The sequence below is a fragment of the Haemophilus parainfluenzae genome (assembly GCF_014931375.1).
GTDB lineage: Bacteria > Pseudomonadota > Gammaproteobacteria > Enterobacterales > Pasteurellaceae > Haemophilus_D.
The window spans coordinates 319,440-336,144 of record NZ_CP063117.1 but is presented as its reverse complement, the minus strand read 5'-3'; the positions used below and the strand labels follow the sequence as shown (position 1 = coordinate 336,144).

Genomic DNA, 16,705 nt, shown 5'->3' with positions numbered 1-16,705 from the left:
GTTATACCGCTTAAGTATTTAATAATAAATAGAGAAGTTTAAATTTCCGAAATTGTTGAATTCAGCACTACCGTCGTAAATATTCTTTTTACGACCAATTTCATAAGACACGCCAAATTTTTTACCAACACGCCATTGGTGTCCGTAACTTATCGACCACATTTTTTCTCGACTGAGTTCTGCCTGTTTATAAGCACCCACACTGGCTTTCAGGTGATGATTTAAGACTAAGCCATAATTAAGTGGTTGGTAGTAACTTAAATCCGCACCCAATTCCAAGCTTGTCGCTTTTGATGGGTTGTAATATTCAGCAGAATCAATGGTTTTATTTTTGCTGTAATCGACTCTGAAATTGTTGGTTAGCGCCCAACGGTCATGTTTGAATGTATTGAGATTCAACCAGAAATTGGCTTCTTTTCTTAAGTTGCCATCATCAAATTTCATGACGCCACCACCTAGCCCAGCTTGGAAAATATCGGAATAGGAATACGTGGTAGAGAAACCAATATCTTTGGTATACACACCCTTATTGATGGCTTTAACTGGAGTGCCACTACCATTAATATTGGCGTCTAAATTAAATGACCAATGCTGGTTGAGGGTATAATTTGCCTCTGTAGAGAAATAGGCTTTATCATTAAGCTTAATGCCTTTCCCGCCTTCCATTTTCACTTGGAGTGGATAGAAATTGAGCTCTGTTCCTACACCAATTCGGCGAGAAATAAGACTTTCTTTGTCATAAGGGGAGCGAGTTTCTAAGTAATGAACGTAGAGATCGTGCCCATTTGCTGTTTTCGGTGTGTAAATCGCATAATCTTGGCTACTTTCATTGCTATAACTTATTGGTGAGGTGCGATGCTGTAAGCCGACACTCCCTACAATTTTGCCAGAACGCGCTTGTTCATAATGCTTAATAAGGGATTGCGCTGACTGACGTTGTTCTTCATTCATTGCATTAATCGTTTTTGAAACTGCTGGTAAATCATTTTGACTTAAGGCAGTTTCAGCCAGGTTATTACGAGCTTCTTGCTGATCATTTTTTCTCAAAAAATAACCAGCTTTTTCCGCCCATAATTTGGCATCATCATAGTTGCCACGATTTCGCTCAAGTTCTGCTTTTTGCAACATAACCCATGGATCACCTGGCGTTTTATTAAATAGACGATCATCAATCAGTTGCTGAGCCAATTTGCTGTTACCACGCCATAATGCTAAACGAGCCAAACTAAAATAGCGAGAATCGTGGCCTGGATTTAGAATTTTTGATGTTCGGGTATAGTCATTGATATAAATATTTGAATTCATACGCTCTAAATATTGTTGAGCCAATTCAAATTTGCCCGCATCGCTTGCAGTGAGAGAGAGTTTATGAAGTAAACCATCGCTCACAGCGAGTTTATTGTTTAAGGCTTGTTGTTCAATTGCTTGATAAATCGCTAATGCTTTGTGTGGTGAGCCTTTTGCTGCCCAATAATCACCAAAGGCTTCTTCTAAATACGCGGGCACATTAGGTTGAGCCTGTAATGTATTGAAGTCATCCTCTATTTCATCAAATTTATTCAATCGGACACCCATCACAAAATGATCTTGCAATGCTTGTTGATACAAAGGATGTTCAGGGTTAATTTTAGCCAAAAGTGCGGTCAATTCTTCAAATGATTTTTCTTGCTGTGCAGGCGTTGTCGCATTTTTTGAGGAGGTAATCGTCTTACCATGCTCAAACCACATCATGTCTTTTTGATTGAATTGATCTGGATAGGCTTTTTGTAGTTTCTCTTGTAATGGCAGAAGGTTGTATTTTGATGCTAAACGATACAACTCTCTCATTAAGGTGATATTTTTCGGATTTTGTTCTAACTGACGTTGCCAACGGCCAAGTTTAGCCATATCGGGTTCAGTGAAATCAAGCAAATAACTCTCAGCATCAAGATAGGCATTATCTTGTCCAAAACGTTTTTTATAAACACTCAGTGCATTTTTTGCCGCATTGTAGTTTTTGGTTTCTGTGAAAGCTAATGCGCCACCAAGCCAGCCATTTGGATTATCAGGGTATTGCTTTTGCAATTGGGAATAGAATGCAACGGCACGATCGTATTGTTTTTCATTTCGAGCGGCTTTGCCTAAATTTTCCAGTTCATTTTGGGAAAATTGCGCTGGTGCGCAGCTTTCGCAAAGTGAAAGTGCTTTAGCGGATTGATTCGTCCTCAGATAGAGTGTCATTAAATCATCGCGCACTTTTACATCGTGAGTCCTCTTAAATAAGGATTCAAGTTTGGGAATAGCTTGATTTAATTGGGAATCTCCTTGACGGGAGAAAATGATGATATTTTCTCGTTCGGTATCAACAGAGGATTTTTGGGCATAGGCAACCTGTGCTACTGAGGTACTGACACCCGCTAATAGCATTGCCTTAAAGACATGGGCTAGAGATTTCATTTTAAGTTCTACTATATTAATAATAATTATCTAGTGCTTCGTTATTTCAGACAGTGTAAAGAAGTGTAAGTTTTGCAAAGTGGTCGGATCTCTTTGCGGGCAATGGAAAATATTAATTGCGTATGAACGCAGGTGTTTTAGATAGAAAAATAGGCGTTTTAGTAAAATAAAACGCCTATCTTATATATTAGAGATATATTAGAGAAGTGATTTAGCGTTATTTCAAAATAAACATCGGTGTGTTGCTGATAGGATCACGATGAATGATGACATCCAAATCAAACACATCCTTCAGCAACCCTTCGGTCATCACTTCATCAGGCGTACCTTGTGCCATCACTGCACCTTTTTTCATGACGATTAAGTGATCGCAATAGCGGCAGGCTTGGTTGAGGTCATGCAACACCGTAATCACGGTTTTGCCGTTTTGTTGCATTTGTCGCATCATGCCCATGAGTTCAGCTTGGCGGTTTAAATCTAGATAAGTAGTCGGCTCATCGAGTAGCACTAATTCAGCATCTTGCGCAAGAGTCATAGCTAAAAATACCCGTTGTTGCTGACCACCAGATAAATCGGAAACTAACTGTTCGGCGAGTTCGGCAGTTTGTGTTTGTGTCATCGCCCAATTAACCAATTCTTCATCTTTTTGGCTGAGTTTACCCCAGAGGTTTAAGTAAGGCGAACGCCCGTAAGCGATCAATTCGTGTACTTTAATCCCTTCTGGCACTAAGTGTTGCTGCGGGAGAAAAGCCAATTCTTGGGCATATTCTTTAGGGCTTTTTTGCCAAATATCCTGACCTTTATGGGTGATTGAGCCTTGCTTTGGCTTAAGCAAGCGCGCTACCGCTTTTAATGTGGTGGATTTACAGCAGCCATTTGGGCCGATTAACGCAATCACTTTATTTTTCGGGAATTTTAGCGACAGATTTTTAACCACGAGTTTATCTTGATAACCTAAAGATAAATTATTGATTTCAATGCTCATTATTTAGTTCTCATCAATAAGTAGAAGAAATATGGCGCACCGATAATCGCGGTCAGAATACCCGCTGGTAGTTCAGTTGGTGGGTCAATCACCCGCGCCAAAATATCCGAAAGTTGTAATAAGAGGGCGCCAATAATCAAGGCTGCCGGTAATAGGGTGCGGTGTCTACCGCCGACTAAACGACGGGCAAGATGCGGCGCAACCAAGCCTAAAAAGGCAATAGGACCACAAATTGCCACGGCTGTAGTGGAAAGGGCTACCGCTAGCACTAAAACGCTGATTTGCACTTTATTTACGGTCACGCCAAGGGTTGAGGCTTTGTTTTCACCTAAACCAAGGGTGTCGAGATCGCGACAGAAAATAAATGGCAAGGGCAGTAATACGATTAACCATGGCAATACCACATTCAAATAAGACCAGCTGCGCCCCCATAGGCTTCCTGTAAGCCATAACATCGCCGTATTGATCTCGACCGGATTGGTCAGCATCAGATAATGACTAATGGCTGCCCACAATGCGGAAAGTGCGACCCCAATGATTGCCATTTTGATAGGGCGGAAGTTAAAACCGCACACGATCCATAAAATGGCAAAAGAGAGCACACCTCCTAAAAAGGCAAAAATTGGCATCCAGTAAAATGCTAAGTTTGGCAAGAACATCAATACCGAAACGGCAACCAACCCAGCCGCGTTGTTAATCCCTAAAATATCGGGAGAGGCAAGTGGATTGCGCACCACGCTTTGCACTAACACACCAGAAATTGCTAAGGCTCCGCCTAATAAAATCGCTAATACTGCACGGGGTAGGCGATATTCCATCAAGGTAAAATAGTTTTTATCATCAGGCTGAAAGGCCGCCCAAATTTCCTCAAAAGAAAGCGTATAAGTGCCAAGGCGAATACTCAATCCAAAGAGCAGTACCATTAGACTAAGCGTGACGACATAAAAGCTGATAGCACGAAAAGATACATGAGAGGTTCGCATTAGTGTCTTCCTCTGGCAAATAATACAAAGACTGGGGCACCGATTAAGGCAAGCACCGCACCAGCAGGCACTTCGCTAGGAAAGTTGACCGCGCGGGCAATGGTATCTGCAGCGAGCATTAAAATTGCGCCAAGTAACATCGCCATAGGGAGCGATTTTCGCAAGTCATAACCAATCCAATAGCGTGCCAGATGGGGCACTAGTAAGCCGATAAAGGCTACTGGGCCAGCAACACTCACGCTTGAACCTACAATCAATAACGCCATGATGTTAGCGTACCAACGTAAACGGAAGAGATTGATGCCTAACGAACGCGCAGATTCATCGCTTAAATTGAGTAAATTCAAACGACTGGCAAAAAGCAGGCAGAAAAGTGCGGTCAAAATAAAGAACGGAAATAACGTCAATAATTCATTCCAACGGGCATGTGCAATGCCGCCAGCTAGCCAGCTCATAATACCGAAGGCATGATCTTCCGCGATAATGAGCACCAATTTCGTGAGCGCGGCACAAAGTAGTGATACGGCAATCCCCGCTAAAATCACTCGGCTACGATCTCCACTATTATCTTTCCATCCGTTGCTGATCAGCATCACCACAAACCAACTCAGACCGCCGCCGATACTAGCCACTAAGGCAATGCTATAACCAGAAAGAATCAAGGGGCTAAACGCACTGGCGGTTACCATGGCAAGACTAGCTCCAGAGTTCACGCTGAGTAGCGTAGGTGAAGCAAGCGGGTTGCGCGTAATGGTTTGTAACAACGCCCCCGCCACCGCAAGATTGGCACCTAAAATCATGCCAACTAATGCGCGCGGTAGGCGTAAATCGGTTACCGTAATTTTGGCAATTTCATCGCCATCGGGGAGGAACGCTTGTAACGCTGCAAGCGGTCGAATTTCGATGGGATAATACAAAAACAGGCTTCCCCATAATAGGAAAGCCAGAATGATAAGGGGAAGTCCCCAACGGAAAGCAGACTTCATCATTATTTTTGCTTCACGAAATCTTCAATTTGTTTTGCCATAATTTTGCTTGCTTCTAAACCGCGACCACGCGCCCACATGTCGGAGTCAACACTGTAAACATGGTTCGCTTTGACCGCAGGAATGGCTTTCCAAAGTGGCTCAGCTTCCCATTTGCGCGCAATACTTTCATCACGATAATGGGCAATGAACAAGTATTCCGGTTTTTCCATTACTAATTGTTCAAGGTTGATTTCTACGAAAGCTTGATCGCTATTGAGTTTAGTTGGCGCAAAACCTAATGTCGTTAAGAAACTACCCACATAGCCATTGTCATTTTGGATATTAAATTTATCTTCTCGGGAAGTACCAAATGAGGCTTTTTTGCCTTGTACACCTAAATTTTTTGCGATGTTGGCAATGTAATCATTATGTTCATTGATCTTCGCTTTCATTTCAGCGCTTTTACCGACTAAATCACCAATTTTCTGCGCAGTTTCAAGATTTTCTTGGTAGCTTTCATGACGGGAATCAAACATCACCGTTGGCGCAATTTTTTTCAATTCTTCAAATACTGCAGTATGGCGAGATGGATCAGCAATAATTAAATCGGGTTTGAGAGAAGCAATCACTTCAAGACTCGGTTGAGAACGCGTGCCAACGGATTGCCATGCAGCAATTTTTTCGCGCACTTGCGGCAAAATACGATCGATTTTGTTGTCGTCAGCCACACCTACTGGGCTTACACCGACTTGGGCTAAAGCATCCACAAAAGAATATTCCAATACCACAACACGGCTTGGGGTTTTATCAAGGGTAAATTCACCTTTCGCATCTTTAACCGTCACGGCGCTAGCGAATGCGGATACCATTAATAATGCGGAAGCTAAAGTAGTTTTGAATAATTTTTTCATGTTGTGTCCTCAATAATAAAAAGCATTTGGATTATACACTCAAACAATGTTATTGAGAATAGTTATATTCTAGCTATTTGGTCGGATTTCTCTATTTTGCCCGCATTCTGGCAAGTAAACTGACGGCAATAATAATGACTAATGAACCAATCCAGAAATTTAGGCTTGGTACGTTATCCCAGAAGAACCAGTCACAGATGCTGGAGAAAATCACGCCAGTAAAAGCAAAAGGCGTGATGACATTGGCAGGGGCGTATTTAAAGGCGCGAGTGAGTAATAATTGGAAAATAAGACCAAATCCGCCCACTAAAAGCAGTAATGTGAATCCATGTAGTGTTGGTATTTCCCATTGAGTAATAAAAAAGAGTGGCAATAAAATCGAGCCTAATAAGTGGAAGTAAAACACGATATTTTTAGGTGAGTTGTGTTTATTGAGCTCTTGTAAGCTGATAAATGCCATGGCCGCCAATACTGCAGCACCTAACGCATAGCCTACATGGATAGGGTTGATATTCATTGAACCGTTGGTCAGCATAATGATGGATACACCGATAAACCCCATAAAACTGCAAGCTAATACTTTTAATGGCGTTCTGACTTTAAAGAAAAACAGCAATAAAGGCACAAAAAGTGCGGACGTATTCATCAATAAAATCGCAATAGAAATCGGCAAATATTTAATGGCGTAGAAGGTTAGCAACATACTGGCAATGCCGGCTAGATTACGCAAAATGAGAAACTTCCATTGCGACATATCGACTTTGAAATCTCCATCTTTAATTAAAAAGGGCAAGAGAAAAACAAAACCAATAAAGAAGCGGGAAAATAAAATTTCACTGGACGGTAATTCATCAGAGGCGTATTTTACAAATACACCCATTAAGGCAATGCTGATGTAAGCTAACACCATACAAACAACAGCTTTTTGATAATTATTGCGGAGATGTATGTTTGGCATAAAGGTTCCTTGCACAAAGTGCGGTAAAAAATTGCCTTATTTTGTAAGAAAATGGGCTTGTCTTCGTCTAATGAAATGCAAGCTGAAGATTTTTCTATAATAAGGAAAGAAAATGAAATATACAAAAACATTTCTCATATTGACCGCACTTTTTGGCGGTTTGCAAAGTAGTTTAACGTATGCTGATCACACAGAATCATCAAAGGAGCAAAAAATGACAATGGAAAGTAAACAAGAACAACAAATTATTTATCTTGCCGGTGGTTGTTTTTGGGGACTAGAAGCTTATATGGAAAGAATTCAAGGCGTGACTGATGCTGTTTCTGGTTATGCCAATGGAAAAGGTGATACCACTAACTACCAATTATTGCATGCGACAGATCATGCGGAAACGGTGAAAGTCACTTACGATCCAAATAAAATTTCGTTAGATAAATTACTGCAATATTATTTCCGCGTTATCGATCCAACCAGTATTAACAAGCAAGGCAATGATCGAGGCAGACAATATCGCACCGGCATTTATTATCAAAATGAGCAAGATAAAGCCGTTATTGAAGCGGCATTAAAAACCTTACAAAGTAAATATCAAGTGCCGATTCAAATTGAAGTAGAACCGCTGAAAAATTATGTGGAGGCGGAAGAGTATCATCAGGATTATCTCAAGAAAAACCCGAATGGTTATTGCCATATTGACATCAAAAAAGCCGATGAGCCATTAATTGATGATAAAAAATACCCAAAACCAAGTGATGCAGAATTAAAGCAAAAACTGACCGCACTTCAATATGATGTGACGCAAGGCAAACATACCGAACGCTCTTTTAGTAACGAATATTGGGATAATTTCGCGCCGGGTATTTATGTGGATATCACCACGGGAGAACCGTTATTTTCTTCTAAAGATAAATTTGAATCAGGTTGCGGCTGGCCAAGTTTTACCAAACCGATTGCCGCTGAAGTGGCGGAGTATCAAAGAGACAATAGCTTTAATATGACTCGCATTGAGGTATTAAGCCGCAGTGGCCATGCCCATTTAGGTCATGTATTTGATGATGGCCCTCGTGATAAAGGCGGTTTACGTTATTGCATCAATAGCGCATCGATTAAGTTTATTCCATTAGATGAAATGGAAAAACAAGGCTATGGCGATTTGATTCCCTTTGTGAAATAAGAGGAAAAAATGAAAAAAATATTGATCGCACTTTTATTGTTTTTGAGTCCATTGAGTTTTGCACAAGAGAATGTGTCTTTGGCGGACATCCCCTTGAAGACGTTGGATAATCAAACCGTCTCTTTATCACAATATCAAGGCAAACCGCTTTATATCAAAATGTGGGCATCTTGGTGTCCAATTTGTTTAGCGGGGTTAGCAGAAATTGATGATCTCAGTGCTGAAAAGAACCTTGATTTTAATGTGATTACGATTGCCTCACCTGGACAAAAGAATGAACAAAATAGTCAAAAATTTATCAATTGGTATAAAGGCTTGGACTATAAAAATATCACCGTATTATTGGATGAAAACGGTGAAATCATTAAACGAGCTAATGTATTAGGCTATCCGTTTAATTTACTATTGGATAAGGATTTAAATCTTATCAAAGCACAACCTGGACATTTGAATTCAGATCAAATTAAACAATTTGTGAAGGAATAAAAAAGTGCGGTCATTTTTGACCGCACTTTTATTATTGGCTTGATTATGCAAATGCCTGTAATTCAGGATTGATTGGGGTTTCAGCGATATTATTCACATAGTTACATAATGTGGCGAGGCTGACACCTAAAATCACATCAATGGCATTTTCTTGAGTATAACCTGCATCAAAGAACGCTTTAAGCTGTGCTTCAGTTAATTTTGCTTTTTGCAAAATAACGGCAAGGGTGAAACGCGCTAAAGTATCGAGTTTTTTATCACTTTCAATACGAGCAGTTGCACGAATTTGGTTCACAAGCTCTTCTTCAAGTTTTAATACTTTTAAAGCGATCTTCGTATGGCCTGCTACACAGAAACCACAGCCATTGACTACTGCCGCGGTAATTTGCACTACTTCGCGTTCTGTTGCCGTTAAGCTGTTACGACCATTAATGCCACCCACTGTGCGATAAGTTTCAAGTGCGGTAGGGGCGTTCGCAAGAACACCAATTAAATTTGGAATAAAACCATTGGCATTTTTTACGGCTTTTAAAGCTTCTTGTGCTGCTTCAGGGGCTGATTCAATAGTGTGAATTTTAAATTGAGACATAAACTACTCCTAAGGGATAAATCATAAATTTCCGCTTGATAATACCTTTCTAACTTAAGTAAGAAAAAGAAGAAAAGCTTATTTCATATAGCTAAAAGTTATGATTATTTTGGATCAGCTATGCTAAATGCGTTTTGACGATAGACAGTAATCTCTCCAACTCTTTTTTGCCTTTTTCGGAAAGGACTTTGTTGTCGTGCAACATTTGGGTGGCGCGTGCTTCAATAAAGCGGAGGTAATCGCTGTTTTGGGTTTCTTGGAATTGCTTTTCGGCTAATTGCATTTCAGTGAAATCTTTATTGGTTTGAGCAAGCAGCACTTTTTGTCCGATTAATACAATTAATGCGGCAATTAAAGCGATGACGGCGCCATAGCCATTAGTGGGATAATAAAGAATGCCCGCCAGAACAAAAAGTGCGGTCACTAAATTGGATGAATTTTTAATATAGCCTTCAGCCGGTGGTGGCTTGATGAGATCTTTCCAGTTCATAGGATTTATATGTCATGCTAAAAAATTTGCCTTCCCTCAAGAGAAAGAGGGAAGGCAATACCATAATATATTATGCTAACACACCAAAATGATAGCCTAAAATACCCACGCCGAATAAGGCGAAGATGATGTACATAGCGTTGATTTTTTTACGTAATAAATACATACATAAGAAGGTTAAACCTAACGCTGCAAGGCCTGGGAGAAGGTCATTTAACACGCTTTGCACAGTGGTAACCACTTCTTCGCCCATTTGGTTTTTATAGCGGGAAAGTTCTAATGGAATGTTGATACTCGTCCATTTCGATACCAGAGAGCCCATGACAAAGAGACCGAGGATAGATGCCCCCTGCGTCAATTTTTGTAAGCGACCGCCACCCATATCGTTAACGATTGTGGTACCTTTTTCATAGCCGTATTTGAAACCATACCAACGAGTTACTGCACGGCAAAGGTTGATACCGATGAAGAAAAGTAATGGCCCTAAAAGGCTACCAGTAATGGCTAAGCCCGCACCAAGAGCTGCTAGTACAGGACGTAATGTTCCCCAGAAAATTGGGTCACCCACACCGGCTAATGGGCCCATTAAGCCGACTTTCACCCCGCTGATTGCTGAGTCATCAATATCGTTACCGTTCGCGCGCTCTTGTTCCATCGCGGCGGTTACACCGATGATAGATGAGGCCACCCAAGGTTGGGTATTAAAGAATTCTAAGTGGCGCTTTAATGCCGCTGCTTGATCTTCTTTTTTGCTGTAAAGACGTTTAATGGCAGGGATCATGGATACACAAAAACCCATTGCTTGCATACGTTCAAAGTTGAAGGAACCTAGCAAGAAAGTTGAACGCCAGTAAGTGCTACGGATATCGCCTTTTGTTAATGATTTTTTAGTTTGTTCAGTCATAATTTCTTCCTTATAGTCCTTCAAGTTCATCATCAGCTAATTCACGTTTTGCAACTGCTTGTGGGGCAGTAGATTGATGGAAACGTGGGTTTAATTGAATATAAATCATCGCTAAGCATGTGCCTAAAATACCGAGACCTACAAGGTTGTAATTGGTGAAAGAGGCGATCACGAAGCCTAGGAAGAAGAATGGCATTAATGCACCTGCACGCATCATATTGATTACCATTGCATAACCGACGACCACGATAAAGCCACCGGCGATTTGTAAACCGCGAGTGACTACTTCAGGAATCGCGTTCAATGCTTCAGTCACCGTATCTGTACCTGCTACTAACGCAACGAAGAAGGTTGGAATTGCCACACGTAATGCTTGTAATGCAAGACCGCTAAAGTGACAGAATTCAATGCCACGGAAGTTCGCTTTTGCGGCAAAATCATCGGCTTTGTGTTGAAGGAAGATGGTTAAAGTACGAACGAAGATGGTTAATACTTGACCTGCAGCTGCTACTGGAATCGCAATCGCTAATGCGCTCCCTTTATCTTGGCCGCCTTTGATGACGAGGATAGTCGCAATCACACTGGCTAATGCCGCATCTGGTGCCATTGCCGCACCCACGTTCATCCAGCCTAATGCCACTAATTCAAGGGTACCACCGACAATAATACCGGTTTCTAAATCACCTAATACTAAGCCGATTAGGGTACAAGCAACTAAAGGACGATGAGTTTGACGTTCGTCCAATACACTCCCCATACCGCAAATGGCGGCAACGAGCGTGACTAAAATAATTTCCATTGTTGTCATAATGAATTGTCCTCGTAATTAAAATTGAATCGCATCAAGCTCTTTGTGTGTGAGCATTGATTTCGGGCTGCTCGCCACTTGTTGTAAGCTTAATTCCACGCCTTTATCTAAAAGCTGTTTAAATGCCGCCACATCAGTTGTATTGACAGCAACTGCTTGGGAAAGCATTTTGTCGCCTTCACGGAACGTCATACCGCCCACGTTGACTTTATCAATTTTCACACCGCCTTCGATTAAGCGCACGATATCTGTTGGATTAGTCACTAACCAAAGAATGTTTTTTCCCGCATATTTCGGGTTGTGATACACTTTAATGGCTTTTTCCACAGGAATCACATAAGCTTTTAAATGTTCAGGCGCGATTTGAAGTAATAAATCACGACGAAGCGCATCGTTCGCCACATCATCATTTATCGCAAAAATCGCTTCACATTTCACTGCTTTCGCCCAAGAGGTCGCCACTTGGCCGTGGATTAAACGGCTATCAATACGTAATAAGGAAATGTTCATATTGCCGGAAAGTGCGGTTGGATTTGGAGCGGTTTTTGGTGCTTCAGCTGGTTTAGCGGCTGGCGTTGGAGCAGGCTTGCTTTCTTTAGGTTGACGGAAGGATTTCACGGCAGCGACCCCGACTTCTTTCGCGGTTTCTACCAATTCATCTAAGCTAGCGCCATCTTTAGCATCAAGCACTTCAAGCAACATTGGTAGATTAATGCCGGTGACGATATCGGTATTATCCCTTTCACTGGCGATTCGGCTTGCCGCGTTGTATGGGCTACCACCAAATAAATCGACCAAAAAGAGCACCGGTTCATTTTCAGGCAGCGTGGCAATAATCGCATTGTATTTCTCGATTAAATGCTCACCGCCTTCACCCGGTAAGAAAGTCACGACATGGCAGTTTTCATCTTCGCCATACACCATAGCGGCGGAATTGACGATTTCTTCAGAAAACTTACCGTGCGTTGCAACGATAATGTGGGTCATGGATATTCCTCCCATTGAGTTGATAAAATCAGTCTATTTTGCTTTCAATACGCATTACGCAAACGATTGCTCCGAATGGAGTTAAGTGTATTGATTTGAAGATTACCGTCAAATAAAGAATAGTCAAATAGTGATCGAGATCAAATAAACAGGTAAGATGACTTACAACTTTTGAGGTATTTATAAATGAAATGCAAAGTGCGGTTGATTTTTGGACGATTTTTATCGAATGGAAAGCATTTCGCGACAAGACAAATAGGAAAAGGTTAAAATAAGCCAAATCTTCTGTTGGGAGTTTAGATGTTTTTTGTTTATCTTATTATCGCCTTAGCGGCAGGTGTCGCACTCGCGACGCAATCAGCCATTAATACGCAGTTGGCGAAGGCCATGAGTGGCGAAGCGGTGATCGCGACCTTTATTTCTTTTGCAGTGGGAACAATCGTTCTCTTTTTTATTGCTTGGGTAAAAACCGATTTATGGGGCAATTTATCAACCGTCCCTTCACAACCTTGGTGGAAATTAATTGGTGGGATACTTGGTGCAGTTGTCGTGTTCACAACGGTTTTACTTGCACCTAAGCTAGGCATTACCGCGATGTTATTTTTTATCATCGTCGGACAATTAATTACCGCAACCACTATTGATCATTTCGGTCTTATCGGTATGCCGATTCGAGAAGTCAATATCACGAAATTTATTGGCTTAATTATTGTCGCCTTTGGATTAGTATTTTATTTCTTTGGGGATAAGTTAGTTGAGCTATTTGGGACGAGATAAGATAGAATACGTCTCTGTTCATTTATTTATCGCGTAATTGGGGAAACTATGCGAAAGCGTTGCCTGTGGGCTTTGATTATTTTGTTGCTGTTAATCGTAGTAAGCGTTGGCTTATTACGCGTTTTTGCGACCCCAAAACGTGTAGCGCAACTTACCAATCATTTTTTAGCACCGCATTATCACATTGAATTAGCTGATGACTGGCAATGGAAAGCGACAGGTTTAACACTGCCTGAACTAAAAGTGAAAACAGATCAATGTACCCTCGTAAATCTCAATGATGCGCAACTCACTTGGTGGAATACGCATAGTCTTGATATTGAAAAGGCTAGTTTGGATTATGATTGTTTAACTCATTTACCAAGCGATAACGCTGAAAAAACACCACCAAATTTGACCGCACTTTGGGCGGCATTACCTATTTCTGATGTCAAAGTTAAACACTTTCAATTAACGAATACCGAAGCGCTGAAACAAGCTGCTTTGCAGCCTTTTTTATCAGCTGATTGGGCGTTAGATGCCAACTATAATGGCAATCAATTAGCGCTTGAAGCTCAAGCGAATAATGATGGGCTTGAGCTACATCACCAATCCACGGTCACGCCACGAGATGGGATCTTCCAATGGACGGGCAATACCGATATCAAACAATCAGGCGATAAAACCTATGATCTTCAGTTCACTGCAAATTTTGAGCCCGATCTTTCTCAACTGCCTCAACAAGGAAATGTTTTATTCAATTGGAATAACCCAGAACTAGCCGTCACAAAAGGCGAGGCAAAAGTGTCGTGGCAAGGGGCGGATGGTCAGTTAAATGCCCAAGATTTAACAACTAATTCACCATTGTTGGATGTGCCTTTTGTGTTCACCAAAGATGGCTTGGATATTTCATGGGGGAAATTTTATTGGACCTTTGATAGCTATCAACCAATCAAAGGCTTCCTTGGGTTATCTATTCACCGTGCTGCTGAAGGCTTATTGCCATTAAGCATTGATATGAACGTTATCTTGCAAACCTTTGGTGAAATGGGCAAAGGGGAGATTGTGATTTCAGGCAAAAATGGTGAAATCGGCGGTGGCGATGACAATAATGAATTGGATTTTGAGCTGAAAACACGCGGGGATTTACGTTATAACGCTACCGTGGCACAAACCAATTTAACCTATCATCTTGGCGGGCTCTTCACACATCCAGTGGTGTATTTTTACCCGGGTTCCGTCTTTAAAATGGATACCGTTCAGCCAGATACCAAGTTGCACGTTCGTTTACCGTTAGATGACATTATTATTGGTCGTTATGGTTTGGAAGGTCGTTTGCTCGCAACATTAACGGGCACGACACCACAGTTTGAAAATCTCGATTTAAAATTAGACGGAAACGCCCATGAGTTTATTGCCGGTATTAAAACCGTGTTTGATTTGCGGGATGAAGAACATAAGTTGCAGTCTGTAGAAAAACAAGCGACAAACCGTTGGGATTGGACAATCAATGGCAGTGCAAACTGGAAATCCTTAAATACGCCAGTCAAAATGGAAGGGAAAGGTTTTTGGGAAGCGGATCATATTGAATTAAATCAGCTTTCTGCACGTTCTAATGAAGTGAAAATGAAAGAGGTGAAAATGGCACCGCTTTCGTTAGAACTCAAAGACCGACTCCGCTGGGATTATGAAGAAGAGCATATTCGAGGTTTGTTGCAAGCGAAAACAGATTGGATTGAACTGGCTTATGGCGGTCGTTTTGTTTCGCCTGTTTTCGGTTTAGGTATTGATGGTAAGAGTATCAGTAACTTCAATTTCGCAGGTGATTTAAAGGCTGGTTCGCTTGGGCCTTTAGATGTCTTGGGTGTATATCAAAATACTGCACTTTCAGGCAAAATCAGCTGGAAAGAACAATCTGCAAAAGTATTCCAATCACTTTTCCCTCAACAATGGAATTGGTTAATTCATGAGGGTAGCATTAAAGGGCAGAGTGAATTCGCAATCAATGGCAATGGCGTGAAGATGAAGGGGGAGCTGAATCTTAAAAATGGCAAAATCACTATGCCAGATGGCGAGATTTATGGCTTAAACATTCGCTTCCCGATGAATTATGAAAACTCGGCATTGCAAGTGTCTTCGAGCAAACCAATCCATATTTCGACTCACAATATTCGCTATGGTGCGCTTTCCGTCGCAAATGGAGAATTGGATTTGTTTGGGCGTTATCCGAATACCATGAAAAATCCGCTTACTTTGAGAAATGTGAAACTTTCCTTATTTGATGGCGTATTGACGGTGCCTCAGCTCAGTTTTCCACAAAGTAAAATGGCGACACTTTCTTTTACTAATATTGATTTAGCCCAAGTGTTAGCCTTGGCACAATATAACCAAGTAACCTTAACCGGCCGCGCCAATGCGACCCTGCCATTTTGGCTTGGACATAAGGAATGTTTGATTTGTAATGGTACATTGGAACAAGTGGGAAATGTGTCCATCAAATTAACCGATGAAATGGTGAAAGGGTTGAAAAAAGGTGGTTGGACAGAAAATATCTTGGTGGATTTATTAAAAGAAATGGAACTACAAAATTCCCATGCAGCGGTGACGCTCGATCCGAAAGGGCAAATGACATTGCGTGCGAGTATCAGCGGGTTTAATCCAACCAAGCGAACCAATAATCCGATAACGTTAAATTATACGCACCAAGAAAATATGTTTGAATTGTGGAATATGATTGACTATGGCTCGCAATTTGAACAAAATCTGCAATATAAACTTTATAAGCAATTAGACAAGACAAATGATAAAACACCTTAAATTTCAACCGCACTTTTTTATTTTTGCGGCGATGTTTACACTTACAGCTTGCACACCAACCATTCAATTGGACACACCAAAGGAAGGCATCACCATTAATATGAATGTGGTGGTGGACCACAATATTAAAGTGGAAATGGATGAAAAATCACAGAAAGCCGTGGGTGAAGTAGAGCCTGCGAAGAAATAATCGAATAAATTGAAAAGGCCATCTGAATGTTAGATTTCAGATGGCTTTTTTCTTTTTAAGTGCGGTTGAATTTTTAGGTGTTTACATAAATTATTGGGATTATGCTTAATTATGATTTCAGCAATTATGATATTGTTTATTATCGAAAGGGCATCTAAAGGCTCTTAAGTAGCATTATTATTCCCAAAGAAAAAGCCAAGCATATGCTTGACTTTTTAATTCCTCAGAGTTAATCTGTATTGTGTAACGCTACACAGTATTGG

The 16,705-nt window shown here is 41.1% G+C and carries 15 protein-coding genes and 1 pseudogene; 5 read left to right on the top strand and 11 right to left on the bottom strand.

Features of this window, described 5'->3' with window-relative positions; genetic code table 11:
- Positions 1-18: 18 nt before the first annotated feature.
- From pgaA to INP95_RS01545, 6 genes are all read right to left on the bottom strand, one after another.
- Complete coding sequence (pgaA, locus tag INP95_RS01570) at positions 19-2,436, bottom strand: poly-beta-1,6 N-acetyl-D-glucosamine export porin PgaA (protein WP_197560769.1); 2,418 nt, start codon at positions 2,434-2,436, stop codon at positions 19-21.
- Positions 2,437-2,653: 217 nt separating this feature from the next.
- The gene (gene fecE / locus INP95_RS01565) at positions 2,654-3,421 is read right to left on the bottom strand and encodes a Fe(3+) dicitrate ABC transporter ATP-binding protein FecE (RefSeq protein WP_197560768.1); all 768 of its coding nucleotides are present in this window, start codon (positions 3,419-3,421) and stop codon (positions 2,654-2,656) included.
- Positions 3,421-4,404 carry a Fe(3+) dicitrate ABC transporter permease subunit FecD gene (gene fecD / locus INP95_RS01560; RefSeq protein ID WP_197560767.1) on the bottom strand — a complete coding sequence of 328 codons (984 nt, stop codon included), beginning with the start codon at positions 4,402-4,404 and terminating at the stop codon, positions 3,421-3,423. The genes fecE and fecD overlap by 1 nt, the downstream gene beginning before the upstream one ends.
- Entirely contained in the window at positions 4,404-5,393 is a 990-nt protein-coding gene (fecC, locus tag INP95_RS01555) for an iron-dicitrate ABC transporter permease FecC (RefSeq protein WP_111387122.1), read from the bottom strand. The genes fecD and fecC overlap by 1 nt, the downstream gene beginning before the upstream one ends.
- Positions 5,393-6,283, bottom strand: a complete 891-nt coding sequence (locus INP95_RS01550; protein WP_070592650.1) for a Fe(3+) dicitrate ABC transporter substrate-binding protein — start codon at positions 6,281-6,283, stop codon at positions 5,393-5,395. Before INP95_RS01550 ends, fecC begins: the two co-directional genes overlap by 1 nt.
- 91 nt (positions 6,284-6,374) lie before the next feature.
- A complete protein-coding gene (locus INP95_RS01545; RefSeq protein ID WP_070592649.1) occupies positions 6,375-7,241 on the bottom strand; it encodes a DMT family transporter in 867 nt (288 codons plus the stop codon).
- A gap of 112 nt (positions 7,242-7,353) precedes the next feature.
- Here INP95_RS01545 and msrAB point away from each other — a divergent pair, with 112 nt between their 5' ends.
- Both msrAB and INP95_RS01535 read left to right on the top strand, forming a co-directional pair.
- Positions 7,354-8,415: a bifunctional peptide-methionine (S)-S-oxide reductase MsrA/peptide-methionine (R)-S-oxide reductase MsrB gene (gene msrAB / locus INP95_RS01540; protein WP_070592645.1), complete on the top strand. Its 1,062-nt coding sequence runs from the start codon at positions 7,354-7,356 to the stop codon at positions 8,413-8,415.
- A 9-nt stretch (positions 8,416-8,424) separates the two neighbouring features.
- Positions 8,425-8,901 (top strand): redoxin family protein, encoded by a 477-nt coding sequence (locus tag INP95_RS01535; RefSeq protein WP_111387124.1) that lies wholly within the window; start codon positions 8,425-8,427, stop codon positions 8,899-8,901.
- A gap of 43 nt (positions 8,902-8,944) precedes the next feature.
- Here the strand turns inward: INP95_RS01535 and INP95_RS01530 are convergent, their stop codons facing one another.
- From INP95_RS01530 to INP95_RS01510, 5 genes and pseudogenes are all read right to left on the bottom strand, one after another.
- On the bottom strand, positions 8,945-9,490 hold the full coding sequence (locus INP95_RS01530) for a carboxymuconolactone decarboxylase family protein (protein WP_005698926.1): 546 nt from the start codon (positions 9,488-9,490) through the stop codon (positions 8,945-8,947).
- Between the two features lie 121 nt (positions 9,491-9,611).
- Positions 9,612-9,980: pseudogene (locus INP95_RS01525) on the bottom strand (hypothetical protein); the annotation flags it as partial.
- A 70-nt stretch (positions 9,981-10,050) separates the two neighbouring features.
- Complete coding sequence (locus tag INP95_RS01520) at positions 10,051-10,884, bottom strand: PTS mannose transporter subunit IID (protein WP_049364739.1); 834 nt, start codon at positions 10,882-10,884, stop codon at positions 10,051-10,053.
- A 10-nt stretch (positions 10,885-10,894) separates the two neighbouring features.
- The gene (locus INP95_RS01515) at positions 10,895-11,692 is read right to left on the bottom strand and encodes a PTS mannose/fructose/sorbose transporter subunit IIC (RefSeq protein ID WP_005695178.1); all 798 of its coding nucleotides are present in this window, start codon (positions 11,690-11,692) and stop codon (positions 10,895-10,897) included.
- 18 nt (positions 11,693-11,710) lie between these two features.
- Entirely contained in the window at positions 11,711-12,679 is a 969-nt protein-coding gene (locus INP95_RS01510; protein ID WP_197560765.1) for a mannose/fructose/sorbose PTS transporter subunit IIB, read from the bottom strand.
- A 300-nt stretch (positions 12,680-12,979) separates the two neighbouring features.
- Here INP95_RS01510 and INP95_RS01505 point away from each other — a divergent pair, with 300 nt between their 5' ends.
- The 3 genes from INP95_RS01505 to INP95_RS01495 are packed head-to-tail and all read left to right on the top strand — an operon-like array spanning position 12,980 to position 16,442.
- A complete protein-coding gene (locus INP95_RS01505; RefSeq protein ID WP_070592640.1) occupies positions 12,980-13,456 on the top strand; it encodes a DMT family transporter in 477 nt (158 codons plus the stop codon).
- A gap of 48 nt (positions 13,457-13,504) precedes the next feature.
- Positions 13,505-16,252 (top strand): YdbH family protein, encoded by a 2,748-nt coding sequence (locus INP95_RS01500; RefSeq protein ID WP_197560764.1) that lies wholly within the window; start codon positions 13,505-13,507, stop codon positions 16,250-16,252.
- On the top strand, positions 16,236-16,442 hold the full coding sequence (locus tag INP95_RS01495) for a YnbE family lipoprotein (RefSeq protein WP_005695183.1): 207 nt from the start codon (positions 16,236-16,238) through the stop codon (positions 16,440-16,442). The genes INP95_RS01500 and INP95_RS01495 overlap by 17 nt, the downstream gene beginning before the upstream one ends.
- The last annotated feature ends 263 nt before the right edge of the window (positions 16,443-16,705 follow it).